A 16573-nucleotide genomic window follows, 5' to 3' on the forward strand; every position below is an offset into this window, starting at 1 on the left:
CGACAACGCGATGGCCGAGGCGTTCAACTCGCTGTTCAAAGCCGAGCTCGTCCGCAACCGCCACAAGGGGCCATGGCGAGACATCGACGACCTCGAGATCGCCGTCGCCGAGTACATCGACTGGTTCAACCACCGCCGGATCCATGGCGAGATCGGCTACGTCCCACCCGCCGAATACGAGGCCCGACTCACCGCGGCCGAACCTCAACCACAGACCATCGAAGACCTCATCGACGCCAGATAACCACCCTCTACAAAACCCGGGGCTTGACAGACAAGGCTTTTGCCAACGGCCCCGGCTGGGGTTACCTGGTGGGCCCGTTCTTCGACCGCAGACTCATGCTGCTCGACTTCGCCGAGCACCACCACTTCCGGCACATCATGCAGGAGGCGTTCACCCGCCCGCGGTTGGAGGGTTATGCCCGCAGGCTGGCCCCGCTGGTCGAGCGTGGCATCTCGGATTGGACCCCCGATGGCGCGTTCGAGATCTATCCCGCGCTCAAGTCACACACCCTCGATCTGGCCACCGAGGTGTTCATGGGCGGCGCCGAGTACGCCGAACCCGGGGAGATCGAGCGGGTCAACACCGCGTTCGTGGACTGTGTGCAGGCCGCCAACGGGTACATCCGCTCGACCGCGCCACTGCCGTTCACCAAGTGGGGTAGCGCCACCCGCGGCCGACGCCTGTTGGAGGAGTTCCTCCGGCGCCACCTGCCCGCCCGCCGCGCGAACCCCGGCGAGGACCTGTTCTCGGCCCTGTGTCAGGTGGCCGACGCCTCCGGCGGGATCAACGACGACGACATCATCAACCAGATGATTCCTGCTGATGGCCGCGCACGACACCACCACCAGCACCGTCACCTCGATGGTCTACGAACTCGGCCGTGACCGTGAATGGCAGGAGCGCTGCCGACGGCAGTGTCTGGAACTGGGCCCCTCGCCGACCCTCGCCGAGTTGGAAGGCCTCACCGACCTGGACCTGGTGATGAAGGAGACGCTGCGGCTGCACCCGCCGGTACCGGTGCTGGCCCGCAGGGCGGTCAAGGACACCGAGGTGCTGGGCGTGATGATCCCCAAGGGTCGGCTCGTCTCCGTGATGCCGCTGCTGTCGCATCACATGCCCGAGTACTGGACCGACCCGGAACTCTTCGACCCCGAGCGTTTCACCGAGGGCAGGCGCGAGGACAAGTCCCACCGCTACGCCTGGGAGCCCTTCGGCGGCGGGGTGCACAAGTGCCTCGGCATGATCTTCGCCAACCTGGAGTCCAAGCTCGTACTCAGCGCGCTGCTCCGGCACTTCGAGTGGTCCGTTCCGCTGGACTACGTCCCACCCATGAAGAACGACTCACTGCCGTTCCCCGGGGACGGGCTCCCGGTGTCCCTGCGACCGCTCACGCCGGCCCGCACCGGCTGAGCTGACCCGGCCGACTCGCCCCGGACGCCGGCGCCGCTCCCGCACGCGACCCCCCTGATCCAACGAGAAGAGCGTTCCGCGCACCTGCCTCGGGCGATGTGCGCGGAACGCTCTTCTCGTTGGACGTGCGGGGACCGGGTGACGATCCGCCGGGCAGAGGCTACTTCTCCAGGGCGTTGACCACCGTGAGCTCACCCTCGGAGTGCGAGACGCGGATGCGCTTCTTGTCGAGCTTGCCGACGGAGGTCTTGGGGATCTCGTCGACGAAGGCGAACTTCTCGGGCACCTGCCACTTGGCCATCCTGCTCTCGAGGTGCGCGCGCAGGTCCTCGACGGCGGGATCGGCCACGCCCTCCTTGACCACGATCGTGGCCAGCGGACGCTCGTCCCACTTGGGGTCGGGGATGCCGATCACGGCCGCCTCGGCCACATCCGGGTGCTCGAGGAGGTAGTTCTCGACCTCCACGGAGGAGATCCACTCACCACCGGACTTGATGATGTCCTTGGCGCGGTCGGTGAGCTGCAGGAACGCCTCGGGGCGGACATAGCCGACGTCGCCGGTGCGCAGCCAGCCGTCGTCGAACTGGTCCGACTCCTCCACCTTGTAGTAGCTGCCCGTGATCCAGGGGCCACGCACCTGGAGCTCACCGACGGACTCGCCGTCCCAGGGCAGTTCCTGTCCGGCGTCGTCGACGATCCGGGCCTTGACCCCCGCGATGAACCGACCCTGCGTAGTGCGCAGGTCGAACTGCTTGTCCTCCGGCAGGTCCGCCTTCGGCCGCGACAGCGTGCCGATGGGCGAGGTCTCCGTCATACCCCACGCGTGGACGATGTCGATCCCGTAGTTCTCCTTGAACTTGCGGATCAGCGCGGGCGGGCAGGAGCTGCCGCCCACGACCACGGCACGGAAGCTCGACATGTCGATGGGGTGGTCGACGCTGTACGCGTCCACAGCCTGCCAGATCGTGGGGACGGCGGCGGCCAGGGTCGGCCGCTCGGAGGCGATCATCGCGGCCAGCGGCTCGGGCTGCAGGAAGCGCTCGGGCATGAGCAGCGACGCCCCCACCAGGAACGCCGCGTACGGCAGGCCCCAGGACATCGCGTGGAACATGGGGACGATCGCCAGCACGTTGTCGTCGAGCGAGATGTCCATGCCGTCGGACATGCACACCTGCATCGAGTGCAGGTAGATCGACCGGTGCGAGTAGACGACGCCCTTGGGGTCTCCCGTCGTGCCCGAGGTGTAACACATCGCCGCGCCGGAGTTCTCGTCGATCTCGGGCCACTCGAACTCGGTGGGCTGGGCCGCCAGAAGCGCCTCGTAGTCGTGAACCTGCACGCCCTCCGGGGCCTCGAGGTTCGCCGCACCGCCGCCGGTGACGATCACGTGCTCGACGGTCGAGAACCGCGGCAGCAGGGGCTGCAGGAGCGGGATCAGGCTCGGGTCGACGATCACGACCTTGTCCTCGGCGTGGTTGGCCACGAACTCGAGCTGGTCCGGGAACAGCCGGATGTTCAGGGGGTGGAGCACCGCGCCCATCGACGGGATGGCCAGGTAGGCCTCCATGTGCTCCGAGTTGTTCCACTGAAACGTCGCGACGCGCTGGTCTGCGTCGATCCCGAGCGAACGCAACCCGTGGGCGAGCTGGGCCGCCCGCTTCCCGAGTTCGCCGAACGTGACTTTCCGCGGGCCCTGATCGGTCCAGGTGGTGACGACCGCGTCCGAGTGGACGGTCGCGCCGAACGTCAGGATGGTACTGATGTTCAGCTGTTCCGGCTGCATGGTGCTGCGCATGCGAGGGGCTCCTCACTCAGGGGGGTGTCGGGGGTCACTTCTGGACACCAGCCTACCTGTCCAGGGCGTCGAAGACCTCCTGGACCGTCTTCATGGCCTTGAGGGCCGCTGGCGCCCCGCAGTACCCGAGGCGTGGATCACGGCTTCGGTGATCTCCTCGCGGGTGAGGCCGTTGGTCAGGCCGCCGCGCACGTGACCGGCCAACTCGGGGTTCGCCCGCAACGCCACGAGCATGCCGATGTTCAACAGGCTGCGGTCGCGGCGCCCGAGCCCCGGGCGGTCCCAGATATTTCCCCACACGTTCTCGGTGACCACGTACTGGAGGGCCTCGGAGGCGGTCCCCTCGGCCCGGCCCATCGCGCGGTCCACGAAGGCGTCGCCCATCACCCCGCGCCGGGTCGCGAAACCCCGCGACCGAAGATCCGCGGCCGAAGGCCCCTCGCCTGAACCGTTCGTCGTCGTCATCTCGTGGTCCCTCCTGTCAGTGCGTGCGGGCCCGTCGGTGTGTCCGGGCGCGGTCACGGCCCATCCTGCCCTCGACCCCGGGGTCGGCTACTCTCGGAGGGTCCGGCTCCCCCGCCGGACACCCGTGGTACCCGGCGGAAGTCGGTGTGAATCCGACGCTGTCGCGCAACTGTGATCCCGCCCCGAGCGGGCGAGCCAGGTCGGCCGGTACCGCGGCGCCGTACGAACTGACCTCGCACGAAGGACGGTTGCGTGCCGCGGCGTCCGCGTCGCTGCCGAGCTGCTTTCGTCCTGGCGATCCCCGGAGGATGTCATGCACCAGTCTCGAGCCCGGACCACGCCCCGATCCCGCTCCCTGTTCGCCGCCGTCCTCACCTCCGTCGCCCTGGTCGCCTCGGCCTGCTCCGGCGCCGACGAGCAGGGGGCCGACCAGACCGACGGCACCGGCGCCGCCGCCGGTGAGCCGCAGGCGATCATCTCGCTCAGCCCCACCACCACCGAGATGCTGTACGCCGTGGGTGCCGGCGACAGGGTGGTCGCGGTGGACGAGCGCTCCGACTTCCCCGCCGACGCCCCGGTCACCGACCTGTCGGGCTACACCCCGAACCTCGAGGCGATCCTCGGGTACCAGCCGGACCTGGTCGTGGCCACGGACGACACCGGCGACATCGTGTCCGGCCTCGAGCGGTCCGGGGTCGAGGTCCTGCTGCTCCCCGCCGCCCGGACCCTGGACGACACGTACACCCAGATCGAACAGGTCGGCGCGGCCACCGGGACGGTCGGCGAGGCCGCCGAGCTGGTCTCGAGGATGCAGGGCGAGATCGACGAGATCGTGGCCTCGGTCCCGGAGCGCGAGACCCCGCTGACCTACTTCCACGAACTCGACGACACCTACTACACCGTCACCGACGACTCGTACATCGGAGAGGTGTACTCCCTACTGGGGCTGACCTCGATCGCGACCGGGGACGACGCCTACCCGCAGCTGTCCGAGGAGCTGATCCTCGAGGCCGACCCGGACCTGGTGATGCTCGCCGACGGGCAGTGCTGCGGGATCACGCCGGAGGTCGTGGCCGAGCGCCCCGGGTGGGGCGAGCTCGGCGCGGTGAGGCAGGACCGCGTCTTCGTGGTCGACGAGGACCTGGCCAGCCGGTGGGGCCCGCGCGTGGTGGACTTCATGCGCGGGGTGGCCGGGATCATCTCCACACTCCCTGTGAACGAACCACAGCCCGAGAGTGAACCTGCCTCGTGACCCGAGCGTCGCCCCGCCACGCCCTGGTGTTGGGTGGAGCGACACTGCTCTTCCTCCTGGCACTGTTGGCGGGCACGCTCGTCGGTCCCGCCGGGCTCACACCGCGGGGGGTCCTGCTCGAGTTGGTCGGGCAGCTGCCGTTCGTGCACGTCGACTCGGGGTTCTCGCCACGCCAGCAGGTGATCCTGTGGGAGATCCGGATCCCGCGGGTCGTGCTCGGCGGGATCGTCGGCGCGATGCTGGCGCTCGCCGGTGCCACCTACCAGGGCGTGTTCCGAAACCCGCTCGCCGACCCCTATCTCCTCGGTGTGTCCAGCGGCGCCGGGCTGGGCGCGACACTGGCGATAGTCGTGGGCGGGGCCATGGGTTCGGCGGTGGTGCCCCCCGCGGCGTTCGTCGGCGGCATGATCGCGGTGATGGCCACCTACACCCTCGGCCGCAGTATCGGTGGCGGGCGGACAGAGGTCGTGATCATCCTCGCCGGAGTCGCCGTCGCCGCGTTCGCGAGCGCCATCCAGACCTTCTTCATGCAGCGCAACGACGAGACCCTGAGGCAGGTGTACTCGTGGATGCTCGGCCGGCTCACGACCAGCGGCTGGTCCGAGGTGCGGACCGTGCTGCCGTACGTCCTGGTCTCGGTCGCGGTGATCGCCCTGTTCCGGCGCACCCTCGACGTGATGGCGGTGGGTGACGTCGAAGCCTCCACCCTCGGCATCGCCCCGGCCCGGGTGCGGTTGGTGCTGATCAGCGTAGCCACGCTGGGGACCGCCGCGGTCGTGTCCGTGAGCGGCCTGATCGGGTTCGTCGGCATCGTGATCCCGCACGCCGTCCGGATGGTGATCGGCCCGGGCCACCGGTTACTCCTACCGCTGTCCCTGCTGGTGGGGGCGAGTTTCCTCGTCCTGGCCGACATCGTGGCCCGCACCGCGATGAGCCCGGCCGAGCTGCCGATCGGGGTCGTGACCGCCGCGATCGGTGCCCCGTTCTTCCTGTTCGTCCTGAGCCGGAGCCGGGGACTCATATGACCTCCACCCCGGATGCTCGCGCGGCCCTGTCCTGCCGTGGTCTCCACGTGGCCCGTGACGCCGTGCCCGTCCTGCACGGGATCGACCTGGCCGTGCCGACCGGGTCCTGGATCTCTCTGGTCGGGCCGAACGGCTCGGGCAAGACCACGCTGCTCTACGCCCTGGCCGGGCTCATCCCGTCCCGCGGGGAGGTGGAGGTCATGGGCCTGGCGCCGCGACGGGCCGGACGCCGGCGGGTGGCCCGGATGGTGGCGCTGATGCCGCAGCGCCCGGTCGTGCCCGAGGGCGTGAGCGCGCGAGAGCTGATCCGGCTGGGCCGCACACCCCACATCCCCCGGTTCGGCACCGAGTCGCCCCACGACCACGAAGTCGTCGAGAGCGTGATCGACCGACTCGCGCTGCACGACCTGGCCCCGCGCATCGCCACCACGCTGTCCGGGGGCGAGCTCCAGCGGGTGGTCCTGGGACGGGCCCTGGCCCAGGAGCCCCGCGTGTTGTTGTTGGACGAGCCCACGAGCGCCCTCGACATCGGGCACCAGCAGCAGGTCCTCGACCTGGTCGACTCGATGCGGCGGGAGAGCGGCCTCACCGTGGTGGCCGCCATGCACGACCTCACCTCCGCTGCGCACTACGGCGAACGCGTGGTCCTGCTGGACGAGGGCCGCATCGTCGCCGACGGCACCGGAGAGGACGTGCTGACGGTGGAACGGGTGGCCGAGGTGTACGACGCCCGCGTCGAGGTCCTCGACCGCCCCGACGGTCGCGCCGTCCTGCCGCTCCGCGAGCCGGGAGCTCGGGCGTGATGCCGGGGGCGGGGACCTGATGGAGATCGTGCTGCTGGGCACGGGTGCCGCCGACGGGTGGCCCAATCCGTTCTGCCGCTGCGGCACCTGCCTCGACGCCCTGCGGCGCGGGGAGGTGCGCGGCCAGACCGCCGCGCTGGTCGACGACGAGCTGCTGATCGACTGCGGGCCCGAGGTGCCGGGTGCCGCGTCGCGTCTCGGCCGGACGCTCGCGGGGGTCGGGCATCTGCTTCTCACCCACGCCCATTCCGACCACCTCGGCCCCCAGGCACTGCTCTCCCGCTCCTGGGTCGCCGGGACCGGCGAGCTCGAGGTGATCGGCCCCTCCGCCGCGCTCGAGGTGTGCCGGCCGTGGGTCGGCCCCGGCGACCCCGTGCGGTTCGTTCCGGTCGTGGCCGGGGACCGGATCCGCGTCGGCGGGTACGACGTGCGGGTCCTGCCCGCCCGACACCGCGTGTTCGAAGACGGCGACGCGGTGCTCTACGACGTGACCGGCCCCGACGGCGCACGTGTCCTGTGGGCCACCGACACCGGCCCGTGGCCCACCGGGTGGTTCGCGGCCGTCCGGGGGGCGGGATACGACGCGGTGTTCCTCGAGGAGACCCTGGGCGACCGCGAGGAGATCTCGGACGCCCATCTCGGGCTGGAGCGGTTCGGCGCGATGGTGCGGTCGCTGCGGTCCGTCGGGGCCGTCGACGACCGCACCGACGTCGTGGCCGTGCACCTCGGCCACCACAACCCGCCGCTCGATCAACTGGTCCCGCGGCTGCGCGAGCACGGGGCCAGGCCGGGAAAGGACGGCAAGGTGGTCTGGTGTGGCCCCGCCGGCCCGCCGTACCCCGCTCCCGTACGGGGTGGAGCGGGCCGGGGGCAGACCCGAGAGCAGGACAGCTAGGAGACTGCTGAACAAGCTGTGTTCCTAGCGGCGAGGGGTGTGGCCGGTTGTGGGTGAGGGGCCGGTTGGCCGTCGCGCGGAGTGCGGGGCTTGAGATATCTGGGGTCGGCGACCGGTGGTGGCGCTCGTGGCGGGTCGTTCGAGCCTCTTCCCGGGGGCGGCCCTGACGTGCTGGTCAGGCCAGGGCCCAGGTTCCGTTCTGGTGGGTCAGGCCCATGGCGAGCAGTCGCCGCAGGTTGAGGGCGGCGACGCGGTGGTGGAGCCAGTTGTTGTTCTTGTCGACCCCGCGGTACGGCACGCGGCGAGCGCCTCGGGTGAGCCAGGCGATCGAGCGCTCCACCATGGGGCGGTGCTGTCGGTAGACGGTCTTGAAGTTCTCGTCACCAGCCCGCTGGCGGTGCTGGCGCTGGAGAAGGTGATGCTCGCCGAGCAGCACGGTGCGTCCCGTGGCCGAGGTGGTGCACCGCTGGCGCAGCGGGCAGCCGCGGCAGGCTGCTTTGAATGTGGCGCGGCCGTGCACTGTCACCGTCCGCGTGATGTTGCCGGGGCAGGTCAGCGTGCCCGCCGCGGCGTCGAAGGTGAAGTCGTCGAGGGTGAACCCGCCCTCGACCGTAGGCCGTAGCGGCCACGGTTTGACCAGGGGCAGCCACTGCTTTCCCGCCAGGGCGTGGAGCATGTCGCCGCTGGCATACGCCGAGTCGCCGAGCACCTCGACCTTCTCGTCGGCGCCGATAGTGGGATCGGCGGTGACCAGCTCCGCACCGATCGCGGCATCGGAGTTGGTCGGCCCGTTTGTTTTGGTCAGCGCGCACATGGTGGTCAGGCCGGTGTCGGGCTCGACCACGATATGGGCCTTGAACCCGTCCTGGCGCCGTTGCCGGGTCTTGTGCGCGTGCCGGGAATCAGGGTCCACGGTGGAGATCACCCGATCCGGTGCCGTGCGGCGGGCGATACGCCAGCGCCCGTCCGTGCCATCAGAGTCGTCGGCGGGCTCGACGTCCTGACCGGCCACCAGCGCCAACAGCGCCACCGCCTCGGCCGGTCTGCCGCCGGCGGCGGTGATCGCCTCAACATCCAGAGCCTCAAGCAGTGCCAGAGCGTCCGCGACCAGGGCAGAGACCAGCTCGTCGCGGGCAGCCTGGTCATCCCAGGCGATGCGGGGCTTACCGGGCGCGGTGTAGTCCTGCCCGCACACTGCCGCCAGCCTGGTGCACTCGCAGGCGATCAGTTCCTTCGCACCCGGCACCTCGCGGCCGACCCGACGGATCTGGGCGATGAGTTGGGTGATCGTGTCCTGACGGGCCACCGCGTCATCCAGGACCGTCGAATCCAGGGCGCGGCGGGTCTTGGTCTTGACCGCCCCGGTCTCGGCGATGACCTGGCGCACCACCTCGAAGATCCGCTGCGGTCGGTCACTGGCCGCCAACCGGCGCCGCCAGTAGGTCAACGTCGACGAATCGAATCCCTTCGCATCGACCGCATACCCGCATGCGGCCTTCCACCGCAGATCAAACGTCAACGCATCGACCGCCTCACGGTCCGAGTGGCCGAACAGCGCTTGCAGCACTATGACCGAGGCAATCACCTCACCCGGGATCGACGGCCGGCCCCGGCCCGAGGGAAACAGATCTGCGAACAACTCCGCCGGAAACAGGCGATCTCGATGCTCGGCCAGCAACGCGAACACGCTGCCGGGCTCGAGTAGATGCCCCGCCACCGACTCCACATCCAGCAACTCGCGCTGCCGATCCGACTCACCCTGCATGCCCCACATCATTTCAAGCCGGCACCAACGCCGCAGGCGAGCCACGCCCTTTGTTCAGCAGTCTCCTAGTGCGGGAGACGTCCTAGTCGGTCCCCCGCTGGTCCGAGTCGTCCCGGAACTCCTGCCCGGTCCCGCGTGCGAGCAGGTCGAAGGCCTCGTCGAGATAGTGCGCCGGGTCGTGCACCGCGTCGTCGCGGCCCGGCTCTCCCGCGGGTGGCTGGTGCCTGAGCACCGATGCTCCGGCGGCCAGGCCGAGGTCCAGGAGCACGCGGACCCGGAACGCGCTCAGGTGGGGCGCCCGACGACAGACCGCCTCGTACAGCGGATCGAGGATGCTCTCGGCACAGGGGTGCTCCTCGTCGCCCATCAGCAGCATGACCTGTTCACCGAGCACGAGGAGGTTCTCTGCCGCGACGATGTCGTCCTGCGAGCGACCGTAGGACTCCCGGAAGATCGAGCGCAGGACGTCGAGCGGCGACATCCCCGCCGGCGCCCGGTCGACCCGACGGACCCATTCCGCGACCTGCTCGCGGAGGAAGTGGACGAACGCGCCCTCGCGGTGGGCGAAATAGTTGTGGAACGTGCGGGTGGAGACGCCGGCCCGGTCGGCGATCGCCGAGACCGTCGCCCCCTCCGCGCCCTCGGCGACCAGGAGTTCGACCGCGGCCACCGAGAGTCGCGTGCGGGTGTCGGCCTTCTTCCGCTCCCGGAGGTTAGCCATCTGTCCGCGTCCCGGGACCACCACCGCCGTCCGACTCACCGCGCGACTCGTGCCTGCCGGCCCCCGGGGACTGGTCGGCGACGGTGTCGGACGAGTGCCGGCCACCGACGAGTGCCGCTTCGCGGTCGGCGCCGCCGTCGGCGTCACCGCCCGTGCCGGGGTCGGTCCCCCGCTGCGCCGACCCCTCGGCGGTCTCCAGAGCCGACCCCTCGACGTCGACGGTGGGCAGGATCCTGTCCAACCAGCGCGGCAGGCCCCAGGCCCGCTCGCCGAGGAGGAACATCACCGCCGGGATGATCGTCATGCGCACCACGAACGCGTCGAACAGCACCGCGATCGCGAGCGCGAAGCCCATCACCTTGATGAACTGCTCGTCGATCGTCATGAAGGCGGCGAAGACGCTGATCATGATCAACGCGGCGGCGGTGACGACGCGGGCCCCGTGTTTGAAGCCGTTGGCGACCGCGTTGTGGGCGGTCTTGCCGTGCACCCACCCCTCCCGCATCCTCGTGACCAGGAACACCTGGTAGTCCATCGCCAGACCGAACACGATGCCGATGAGCATGATCGGCAGGAAGCTGATGACGGGTTGCGGATCGGAGATGATCCCGCCCCAGCCCTCCTGCCAGATCGCCACGGTGACGCCGAAGGTCGCCGCGACCGAGAGGCCGAAGCCCAGCGCCGCGATCAGCGGCACCCAGATCGACCGGAACACCAGCATGAGCAGGATGAACGCGAGCGCCAGCACGATGGCGATGTACGGCAGCAGCACCTCGGTCAGGCGTTCGGAGATGTCCTCGTAGATCGGGGTGACGCCGGTGACGGAGTAGGTGCCCCCGGTCTCCTGTTCGAAGGCCGCGACCCCGGACCTGATTTCAGCGAGAACCTCCGCGGCCCGCTCGTCGTTCGTACCGTACTAGGGCGTGACGAGGAGTTGGGCGGCGTCGCCCGCCTCGTTGGTCTCGATGATCTGCGCGTTCTGCACACCGTCGAGCGCCTGGATGTCCGCCGCAGCGGTGGCCCACGCGGCCGGACGCTCCTCCTCCGCGACATCGAGCGTGTCCACGAAGGCGATCATGGGGGCGTTGCGACCGGGGCCGAACGCCTGGTCGGTCATGTCGTAGGCCACGCGGTTCGGGGTGTCCGGGGCCATCGTGCCGTCGGACGGCATGGCCAGTCGCAGCTGCACGGCCGGCAGGGCCAGCAGGACGAGCAGCAGGACACCGGCGGTCGCGAAGAACACGGGACGGGCGCGGATGCGGCGCACCCAGGTCAGGCCCATCGTCGGCTTCTCGTCCTCCGGGTCGGGCGCCTTGACGCCCTTGACGCGGGCCGCGAAGAGCCTGGTCCCGACAGCACCGAGGATGGCGGGCAGCAGCGTGATGGCGACCAGAACGGCGATCGCGACGGTCGCCGCGGCGGACAGTGCCATCGCGGTGAGGAACGGGATGTTGATGATCGACAGGGCCGCGAGGGCGACGAGCACGGTGAGACCGGCGAAGACGACCGCAGAGCCGGCCTTGCCGACCGCCAGCCCGGCGAGGTGTGCGCGCTGCTTGGCGTCTATGGTCTTGAGCTTCTCCGCGAGCTCCGCGGGCTCGAGATCGTTTCCGCCGATGTGTTTGACCAGCTCCGTACGGAAACGGGAGACGATGAACAACGCGTAGTCGATCCCCACGGCCAGACCGATCATGGACGCCAGGGTCGGCGTCATGGTGTTGATCGTGTCGGTGAAGGCGGTGGCCGCGAAGATGCCCGCGATGCCGATCCCGACGCCGATGATCCCGGTGAGCAGCGGCATCCCCGCGGCGATCAGCGAACCGAAGGTGACCAAGAGGATCACCGCCGCCACCGCGATGCCGATGAGCTCGCCGATGGCGCTGATCTCGGACATCTGGAAGGCGTTCCCGGAGTACGCGATGGTCAGGTCGCCCTCGTGCCCGGCCACGACGTCCGCGAAGGCGTCGCGGTCCTCGGCGTCGATGTCCATGGTCGTCTCGGCCGCGAACAGGACCTGGACGGTGCCGGTCGTCTCGTCCGCGCTGAGCGGGCTCAGGGCCGCGATGTCGGCCTCGATCTGCTCCTGCGGGATCTCCTGGGCGGCCTTGGCCTCGGTCAGCTGCTGGGACAGCCCCTCGGCGGCGATCACCGGGTTGACGATCGCGTCGGTGTCGGCGAGGAAGTCCAGCTCCCGCACCTGTGCGAGGAATGCGTCGACGTCCTCCGTCACAGCCGGATCGGTGAGGGTGCTGCCCTCCGGGGCGCGGATGACCACTGTCCCCGTGGGGGCGTCGAGTTGGTCCCCCGCCCCGGCGAACCGCTCCTGCATCTCCTCCTGGGTCTCGATCGACTCCAGGCCCGGGATCGAGAAGGTGGTGCTGGTCTGCTGCGACATCGTGGCCGCGGCGGTGCCCACGCCGACGATCAACAGCATCCAGGCCGCGATGAACCGCCACCTGAACAGATAGGCGGACCGCCCGATGCGGTAGAGGAATGACGCCATGCGCTGGCTCCTGGTGCGTAGGTGCGGGAAGCGGAACCCTCGCAGTTTTGCACGGGCACTGCACCATTGCACAGCCTGTGCAACCACTTGTGGCGAACGCCACCCTGTCCTGATGCGCCGCCCGCCTTGTCGATACCCCCGGGGTATGTACAGTCGTGGCACACCCCTCGCAGGGAACACCGACCGACAAGGAGAGCACCATGCTTCTCGAACGCATCTACGACGAGGACCTCGCCCAGGCCGGCTACTTCATCGGCTGCCAGGCCAAGGGGGAGGCCGTGGTGGTCGACGCCCGCCGCGACATCCGCGAGTACCTGGACCTGGCCGCCCGTCACGGCATGACCATCACCGCGGTCACCGAGACCCACATCCACGCCGACTACCTGTCCGGCACCCGCGAACTCGCGGCCGCCACCGGGGCGACCGTCTACGTCTCCGGCGAGGGCGGTGACGACTGGCAGTACCGCTTCGCCGCGGAGCGCCTGTACCACGGCGACCGGCTGACACTCGGCAACATCACCGTCGAGGCCGTGCACACACCGGGCCACACGCCGGAGCACCTGTCGTTCCTCATCACTGACGGCGCGTTCGCCGATACCCCCGGGTACATGCTGACCGGCGACTTCGTCTTCTCCGGCGACCTCGGCCGGCCCGACCTGCTCGACGAGGCCGCGGGCGGGGTCGACACCCGTTTCGCCGGCGCCAAGCAGATCTTCCGGAGCCTGAAGGACTCGTTCGTCACGCTGCCGGACCACGTCCAGGTCTTCCCGGGCCACGGCTCGGGCAGCGCCTGCGGCAAGGCGCTCGGCGCGCTTCCGTCGACCAGCGTCGGGTACGAGCGTCGATACGCGTGGTGGGCGGGGTACGTCAACGACGACGACGAAGAGGGCTTCATCTCCGAACTCCTCGACGGCCAGCCGGACGCGCACGCGTATTTCGGGCGGATGAAGCGGCAGAACCGGCAGGGTCCGGACGTCCTCGGACCGCTGGCCCCGCTGCGCCGTTACGAGTCCGCGGAGGTGGCCGACGCCCTCGAGACGAACGAGGTCGTCGTCGTCGACACCCGCGGCCAGGACGAGGTCCACGCGGGCACCGTCCCCGGCTCGCTCAACATCCCCGGCGTCGACAAGGCCGCCTCCTTCGGCGCCTGGGTCTACGACCCCGAGAAGGAGGACACGCCCCTGGTGGTCCTGGCCGAGGACGTCGAGATGGCCGAGGCGTTCCGGGATCACCTGCTACGGGTCGGCATCGACACCGTCACCGGCTACACCACCGGCCTCGAGTGTCTGCCCATGACGACCCCCGAGATGATCGGGCCCGACGAGCTGGACGCGTTCGACGCCGCCATGGTCCTGGACGTGCGGAACAAGACCGAGCACTCCGAGGGGCACATCCCGGGCTCCGAGCAGCTCAGCGGCGGCCGACTCCTGTGGAACCTCGACCGGCTCCCGACCGACGGGCCGATCGTGACGTACTGCCAGAGCGGCGTCCGCAACTCGGTCGCGGCCAGTGCACTGCGTCGCGCCGGCTACCACGTGGTCGAGCTCGAGGGCAGCTACGCCGCCTGGTCCGAGCGCACCCTCGTCTCCGCCTGAGCGGACCCACCGCACACCCCGGGGGCCGGACCACCCGTCCGGCCCCCGGCCCCGCGGCGACCCGCCGCCACTCCGACTCCCCACACGAAAGGGCCGACACCACCCATGCTCTCCAGCCTCACCCACGCCCCGACCATCGCCCCGGCCGACCTGCGCGATGCGATGGACTCGGACACCCCGCCCACCGTCATCGACGTGCGGTCCGGCGCCGAGTACTCCTCCGTCCACATCCGCGGCTCCTACAACGTGCCGCTGCCCCTGCTCGCCGAGCACGGGGAGGAGTTCGCCTCCCGCCTGCCGGGACAGGTCGTGTTGATCTGCCAGTCCGGCAACCGCGCCCGCCAGGCGGGCCAGCGCCTCGAGTCCGTGGGCGTGGACCCTGACTCGGTGACCGTCCTCGACGGCGGGATCGCCGCGTTCGAGTCCGCCGGCGGCGAGGTCGTCCGCGGCGCGGGCCCGTGGGCGATGGACCGGCAGGTCCGCATGGCCGCCGGCTCCCTCGTGCTGGTGGGCGTGACGGCCTCGAAGGTGCTCTCCCCGAAGTTCGCCTACCTCGCCGGCGCCATCGGGGCCGGGCTGACCTACTCCGCCGCGAGCAACTCCTGCGCCATGGCCGCCGCCCTGTCGAAGATGCCGTGGAACCGCTCGGCCGACGAGCCCGGACTCGGCTCCGTGCTCGACTCGCTGCCCGCCCGCTCCTGACCCACCCGACCCCCGACACCGGAACCGGCGCCCCGCCGGAGAAAGGCACCTGACATGGAGATCACCACGATCATCGTCGTGGCCCTGGCCGTCCTGGTCGGACTGTCCCTGGGCCTGCTCGGCGGGGGCGGTTCCATCCTCGTCGTCCCGCTGCTCACCTACATCGGCGGACTCGATCCCAAGGAGGCCATCGCCACCTCGCTGTTCGTCGTCGGCGCGACCTCGCTGGTCAGCCTGTTCGGCCACGCCCGCAAGGGCAACGTCCGGTGGCGCACCGGCCTGATCTTCGGCGCCGCCGGCATGGTCGGCGCGTTCGGCGGCGGGCTGGCCGGCGGCTACATCCCCGGTACCGTCCTGATGGTCGCCTTCGCGATCATGATGATCGCCACCGCGGGCGCCATGATCAAGGGCCGCAAGGACCGCGACGGCCAGAGCACCACCCATCACCACCCGCTGTGGCGGATCCTGCTGGACGGTCTCGTCGTGGGCGCCGCCACCGGACTGGTCGGTGCGGGCGGCGGATTCCTCGTCGTCCCGGCCCTGGTGCTCCTGGCGGGTCTACCGATGACCGTCGCGGTGGGCACGTCCCTGCTGGTCATCGCCATGAAATCCTTCGCCGGACTCGGCGGCTACCTCACCTCGGTCAGCCTGGACTGGCCGCTCGTCGCCGCCGTCACCGCCGCCGCCATCGCCGGTTCCTTCGTCGGCATCCGGCTCACCTCGGTCGTCCCGGAGAAGGCGCTGCGCAAGGGGTTCGGCTACTTCGTCCTGCTCATGGGAGCCTTCGTCCTGTCCCAGGAACTGCCCTTCCCCGCCGCACCGATCATCCTGGGCACCGTCGCCATCCTGGGCACTGCCGCGGCGACCTGCCTCCTCGCCGCCAAGGACCGCTGCCCGCTGAGATCCGCCACTCCGATCGCCGCGCGGGCCTCGTGACGCGGAGCTGAACGGCCCCGGAACGGCCCCGGAACAGCCCCGGAACGGCCCCGACCGCACGGACCACGGCCCGTGCGGTCGGGGCCGTTCCCGTCGACGCCGGTTGTCCTCCGACCGCGGTGCGCGCACCATTCGCGTCATGGATACAACTCTGCTCTGGGACGGCTGGGAACCGGTCGTCCACTCCGTCGTCATGGTCGTGTGCGGTTTCGTCGCCCTGGTCGTGATCCTCCGGGTATCCGGCCCACGCACCATGGCCAAGATGACGCCCCTCGACTTCATCGTGGCGGTGACCATCGGTTCGGCGTTCGGGCGCACACTCACCGCCACCGAGGTGCCGCTGGCGCAGACGGTCCTGGTGTTGGCGCTACTCGTGGGCGTCCAGTGGTTGTTCGCGGCGGTCCGCGCGCGGTCTCCGCGCGTCCGGTCCCTGCTGGACAGCCCGCCGATCCTCCTCTACTACCAGGGGCGGATGCAGGGCAGGGCGCTACGGAGCCACCGCCTTCTCGAGGAGGACGTCCACACCGCGGCCCGGCAATCCGGGAAGGGTTCGCTCGAGCAGGTCGCGGCGGTGATCCTCCAACAGGACGGCAGCCTGGGGGTCATCGGTCGCGACGATCTGGGCGACGCCTCGAGCCTCCTGCCCTTCACGGGCCGACACGACATCCGTGACAACGAGGGCTGATCGAGGGATAGCTCGAG

General features: G+C 70.1%; 11 protein-coding genes, 4 pseudogenes and 1 riboswitch. Of the genes and pseudogenes, 10 read left to right on the forward strand and 5 right to left on the reverse strand.

What is annotated here, in order from left to right:
• The coding region (locus CEY15_RS10905) for an IS3 family transposase (RefSeq protein ID WP_141244249.1) at positions 1–244 on the forward strand (244 nt) is incomplete at its 5' end.
• A gap of 29 nt (positions 245–273) precedes the next feature.
• Positions 274–1414, forward strand: a pseudogene (locus tag CEY15_RS10910) (cytochrome P450); the annotation flags it as partial.
• Between the two features lie 160 nt (positions 1415–1574).
• On the opposite strand, the gene CEY15_RS10915 reads toward CEY15_RS10910, so the two are convergent.
• Together CEY15_RS10915 and CEY15_RS10920 are read right to left on the reverse strand one after the other, a co-directional pair.
• Entirely contained in the window at positions 1575–3209 is a 1635-nt protein-coding gene (locus tag CEY15_RS10915) for a long-chain fatty acid--CoA ligase (protein WP_095718473.1), read from the reverse strand.
• Positions 3210–3261: 52 nt separating this feature from the next.
• Positions 3262–3674: pseudogene (locus tag CEY15_RS10920) on the reverse strand (carboxymuconolactone decarboxylase family protein).
• 86 nt (positions 3675–3760) lie between these two features.
• Positions 3761–3897, forward strand: a riboswitch (cobalamin riboswitch).
• Between the two features lie 90 nt (positions 3898–3987).
• On the opposite strand from CEY15_RS10920, the gene CEY15_RS10925 reads away from it, so the two are divergent.
• The 4 genes and pseudogenes from CEY15_RS10925 to CEY15_RS10940 all read left to right on the forward strand — a co-directional run.
• Positions 3988–4926 carry an ABC transporter substrate-binding protein gene (locus CEY15_RS10925; protein WP_095718474.1) on the forward strand — a complete coding sequence of 313 codons (939 nt, stop codon included), beginning with the start codon at positions 3988–3990 and terminating at the stop codon, positions 4924–4926.
• Positions 4923–5951, forward strand: coding sequence for a FecCD family ABC transporter permease (locus tag CEY15_RS10930; protein WP_095718475.1), 1029 nt, complete (start codon positions 4923–4925; stop codon positions 5949–5951). The genes CEY15_RS10925 and CEY15_RS10930 overlap by 4 nt, the downstream gene beginning before the upstream one ends.
• Positions 5948–6754 (forward strand): ABC transporter ATP-binding protein, encoded by an 807-nt coding sequence (locus CEY15_RS10935; RefSeq protein WP_095718476.1) that lies wholly within the window; start codon positions 5948–5950, stop codon positions 6752–6754. The genes CEY15_RS10930 and CEY15_RS10935 overlap by 4 nt, the downstream gene beginning before the upstream one ends.
• 19 nt (positions 6755–6773) lie before the next feature.
• Positions 6774–7643 (forward strand): annotated as a pseudogene (locus tag CEY15_RS10940) (MBL fold metallo-hydrolase); the annotation flags it as partial.
• A gap of 181 nt (positions 7644–7824) precedes the next feature.
• On the opposite strand, the gene CEY15_RS10945 reads toward CEY15_RS10940, so the two are convergent.
• The 3 genes and pseudogenes from CEY15_RS10945 to CEY15_RS10955 all read right to left on the reverse strand — a co-directional run bounded on the left by CEY15_RS10945 (position 7825) and on the right by CEY15_RS10955 (position 12638).
• Entirely contained in the window at positions 7825–9414 is a 1590-nt protein-coding gene (locus CEY15_RS10945) for an IS1182 family transposase (protein WP_095718478.1), read from the reverse strand.
• Positions 9415–9496: 82 nt separating this feature from the next.
• Entirely contained in the window at positions 9497–10135 is a 639-nt protein-coding gene (locus tag CEY15_RS10950) for a TetR/AcrR family transcriptional regulator (protein ID WP_176475090.1), read from the reverse strand.
• A pseudogene (locus CEY15_RS10955) lies at positions 10128–12638 on the reverse strand (MMPL family transporter). The gene CEY15_RS10950 and the pseudogene CEY15_RS10955 overlap by 8 nt, the downstream one beginning before the upstream one ends.
• 200 nt (positions 12639–12838) lie before the next feature.
• Between CEY15_RS10955 and CEY15_RS10960 the strand changes: the two are divergent.
• The 4 genes from CEY15_RS10960 (at position 12839) to CEY15_RS10975 (ending at position 16556) form a co-directional block, all read left to right on the forward strand.
• Entirely contained in the window at positions 12839–14233 is a 1395-nt protein-coding gene (locus tag CEY15_RS10960) for an MBL fold metallo-hydrolase (protein ID WP_095718480.1), read from the forward strand.
• Positions 14234–14338: 105 nt separating this feature from the next.
• A complete protein-coding gene (locus tag CEY15_RS10965) occupies positions 14339–14935 on the forward strand; it encodes a rhodanese-like domain-containing protein (protein WP_095718481.1) in 597 nt (198 codons plus the stop codon).
• 54 nt (positions 14936–14989) lie between these two features.
• The gene (locus CEY15_RS10970; RefSeq protein WP_095718482.1) at positions 14990–15871 is read left to right on the forward strand and encodes a sulfite exporter TauE/SafE family protein; all 882 of its coding nucleotides are present in this window, start codon (positions 14990–14992) and stop codon (positions 15869–15871) included.
• Between the two features lie 139 nt (positions 15872–16010).
• Complete coding sequence (locus CEY15_RS10975) at positions 16011–16556, forward strand: DUF421 domain-containing protein (RefSeq protein ID WP_095718483.1); 546 nt, start codon at positions 16011–16013, stop codon at positions 16554–16556.
• The last annotated feature ends 17 nt before the right edge of the window (positions 16557–16573 follow it).

This window comes from Dietzia natronolimnaea, assembly GCF_002289575.1.
In the GTDB taxonomy this organism is placed as follows: Bacteria; Actinomycetota; Actinomycetes; order Mycobacteriales; family Mycobacteriaceae; genus Dietzia; species Dietzia natronolimnaea_A.

Excerpts from the sequence above, each read along its gene's own strand:
- CEY15_RS10915 (WP_095718473.1), bottom strand. The coding sequence starts at position 3,209 with ATGCGCAGCACCATGCAGCCGGAACAGCTGAACATCAGTACCATCCTG.
- CEY15_RS10925 (WP_095718474.1), top strand. The coding sequence starts at position 3,988 with ATGCACCAGTCTCGAGCCCGGACCACGCCCCGATCCCGCTCCCTGTTC.
- CEY15_RS10935 (WP_095718476.1), top strand. The coding sequence starts at position 5,948 with ATGACCTCCACCCCGGATGCTCGCGCGGCCCTGTCCTGCCGTGGTCTC.
- CEY15_RS10945 (WP_095718478.1), bottom strand. The coding sequence starts at position 9,414 with ATGCAGGGTGAGTCGGATCGGCAGCGCGAGTTGCTGGATGTGGAGTCG.
- CEY15_RS10950 (WP_176475090.1), bottom strand. The coding sequence starts at position 10,135 with ATGGCTAACCTCCGGGAGCGGAAGAAGGCCGACACCCGCACGCGACTC.
- CEY15_RS10960 (WP_095718480.1), top strand. The coding sequence starts at position 12,839 with ATGCTTCTCGAACGCATCTACGACGAGGACCTCGCCCAGGCCGGCTAC.
- CEY15_RS10965 (WP_095718481.1), top strand. The coding sequence starts at position 14,339 with ATGCTCTCCAGCCTCACCCACGCCCCGACCATCGCCCCGGCCGACCTG.
- CEY15_RS10970 (WP_095718482.1), top strand. The coding sequence starts at position 14,990 with ATGGAGATCACCACGATCATCGTCGTGGCCCTGGCCGTCCTGGTCGGA.
- CEY15_RS10975 (WP_095718483.1), top strand. The coding sequence starts at position 16,011 with ATGGATACAACTCTGCTCTGGGACGGCTGGGAACCGGTCGTCCACTCC.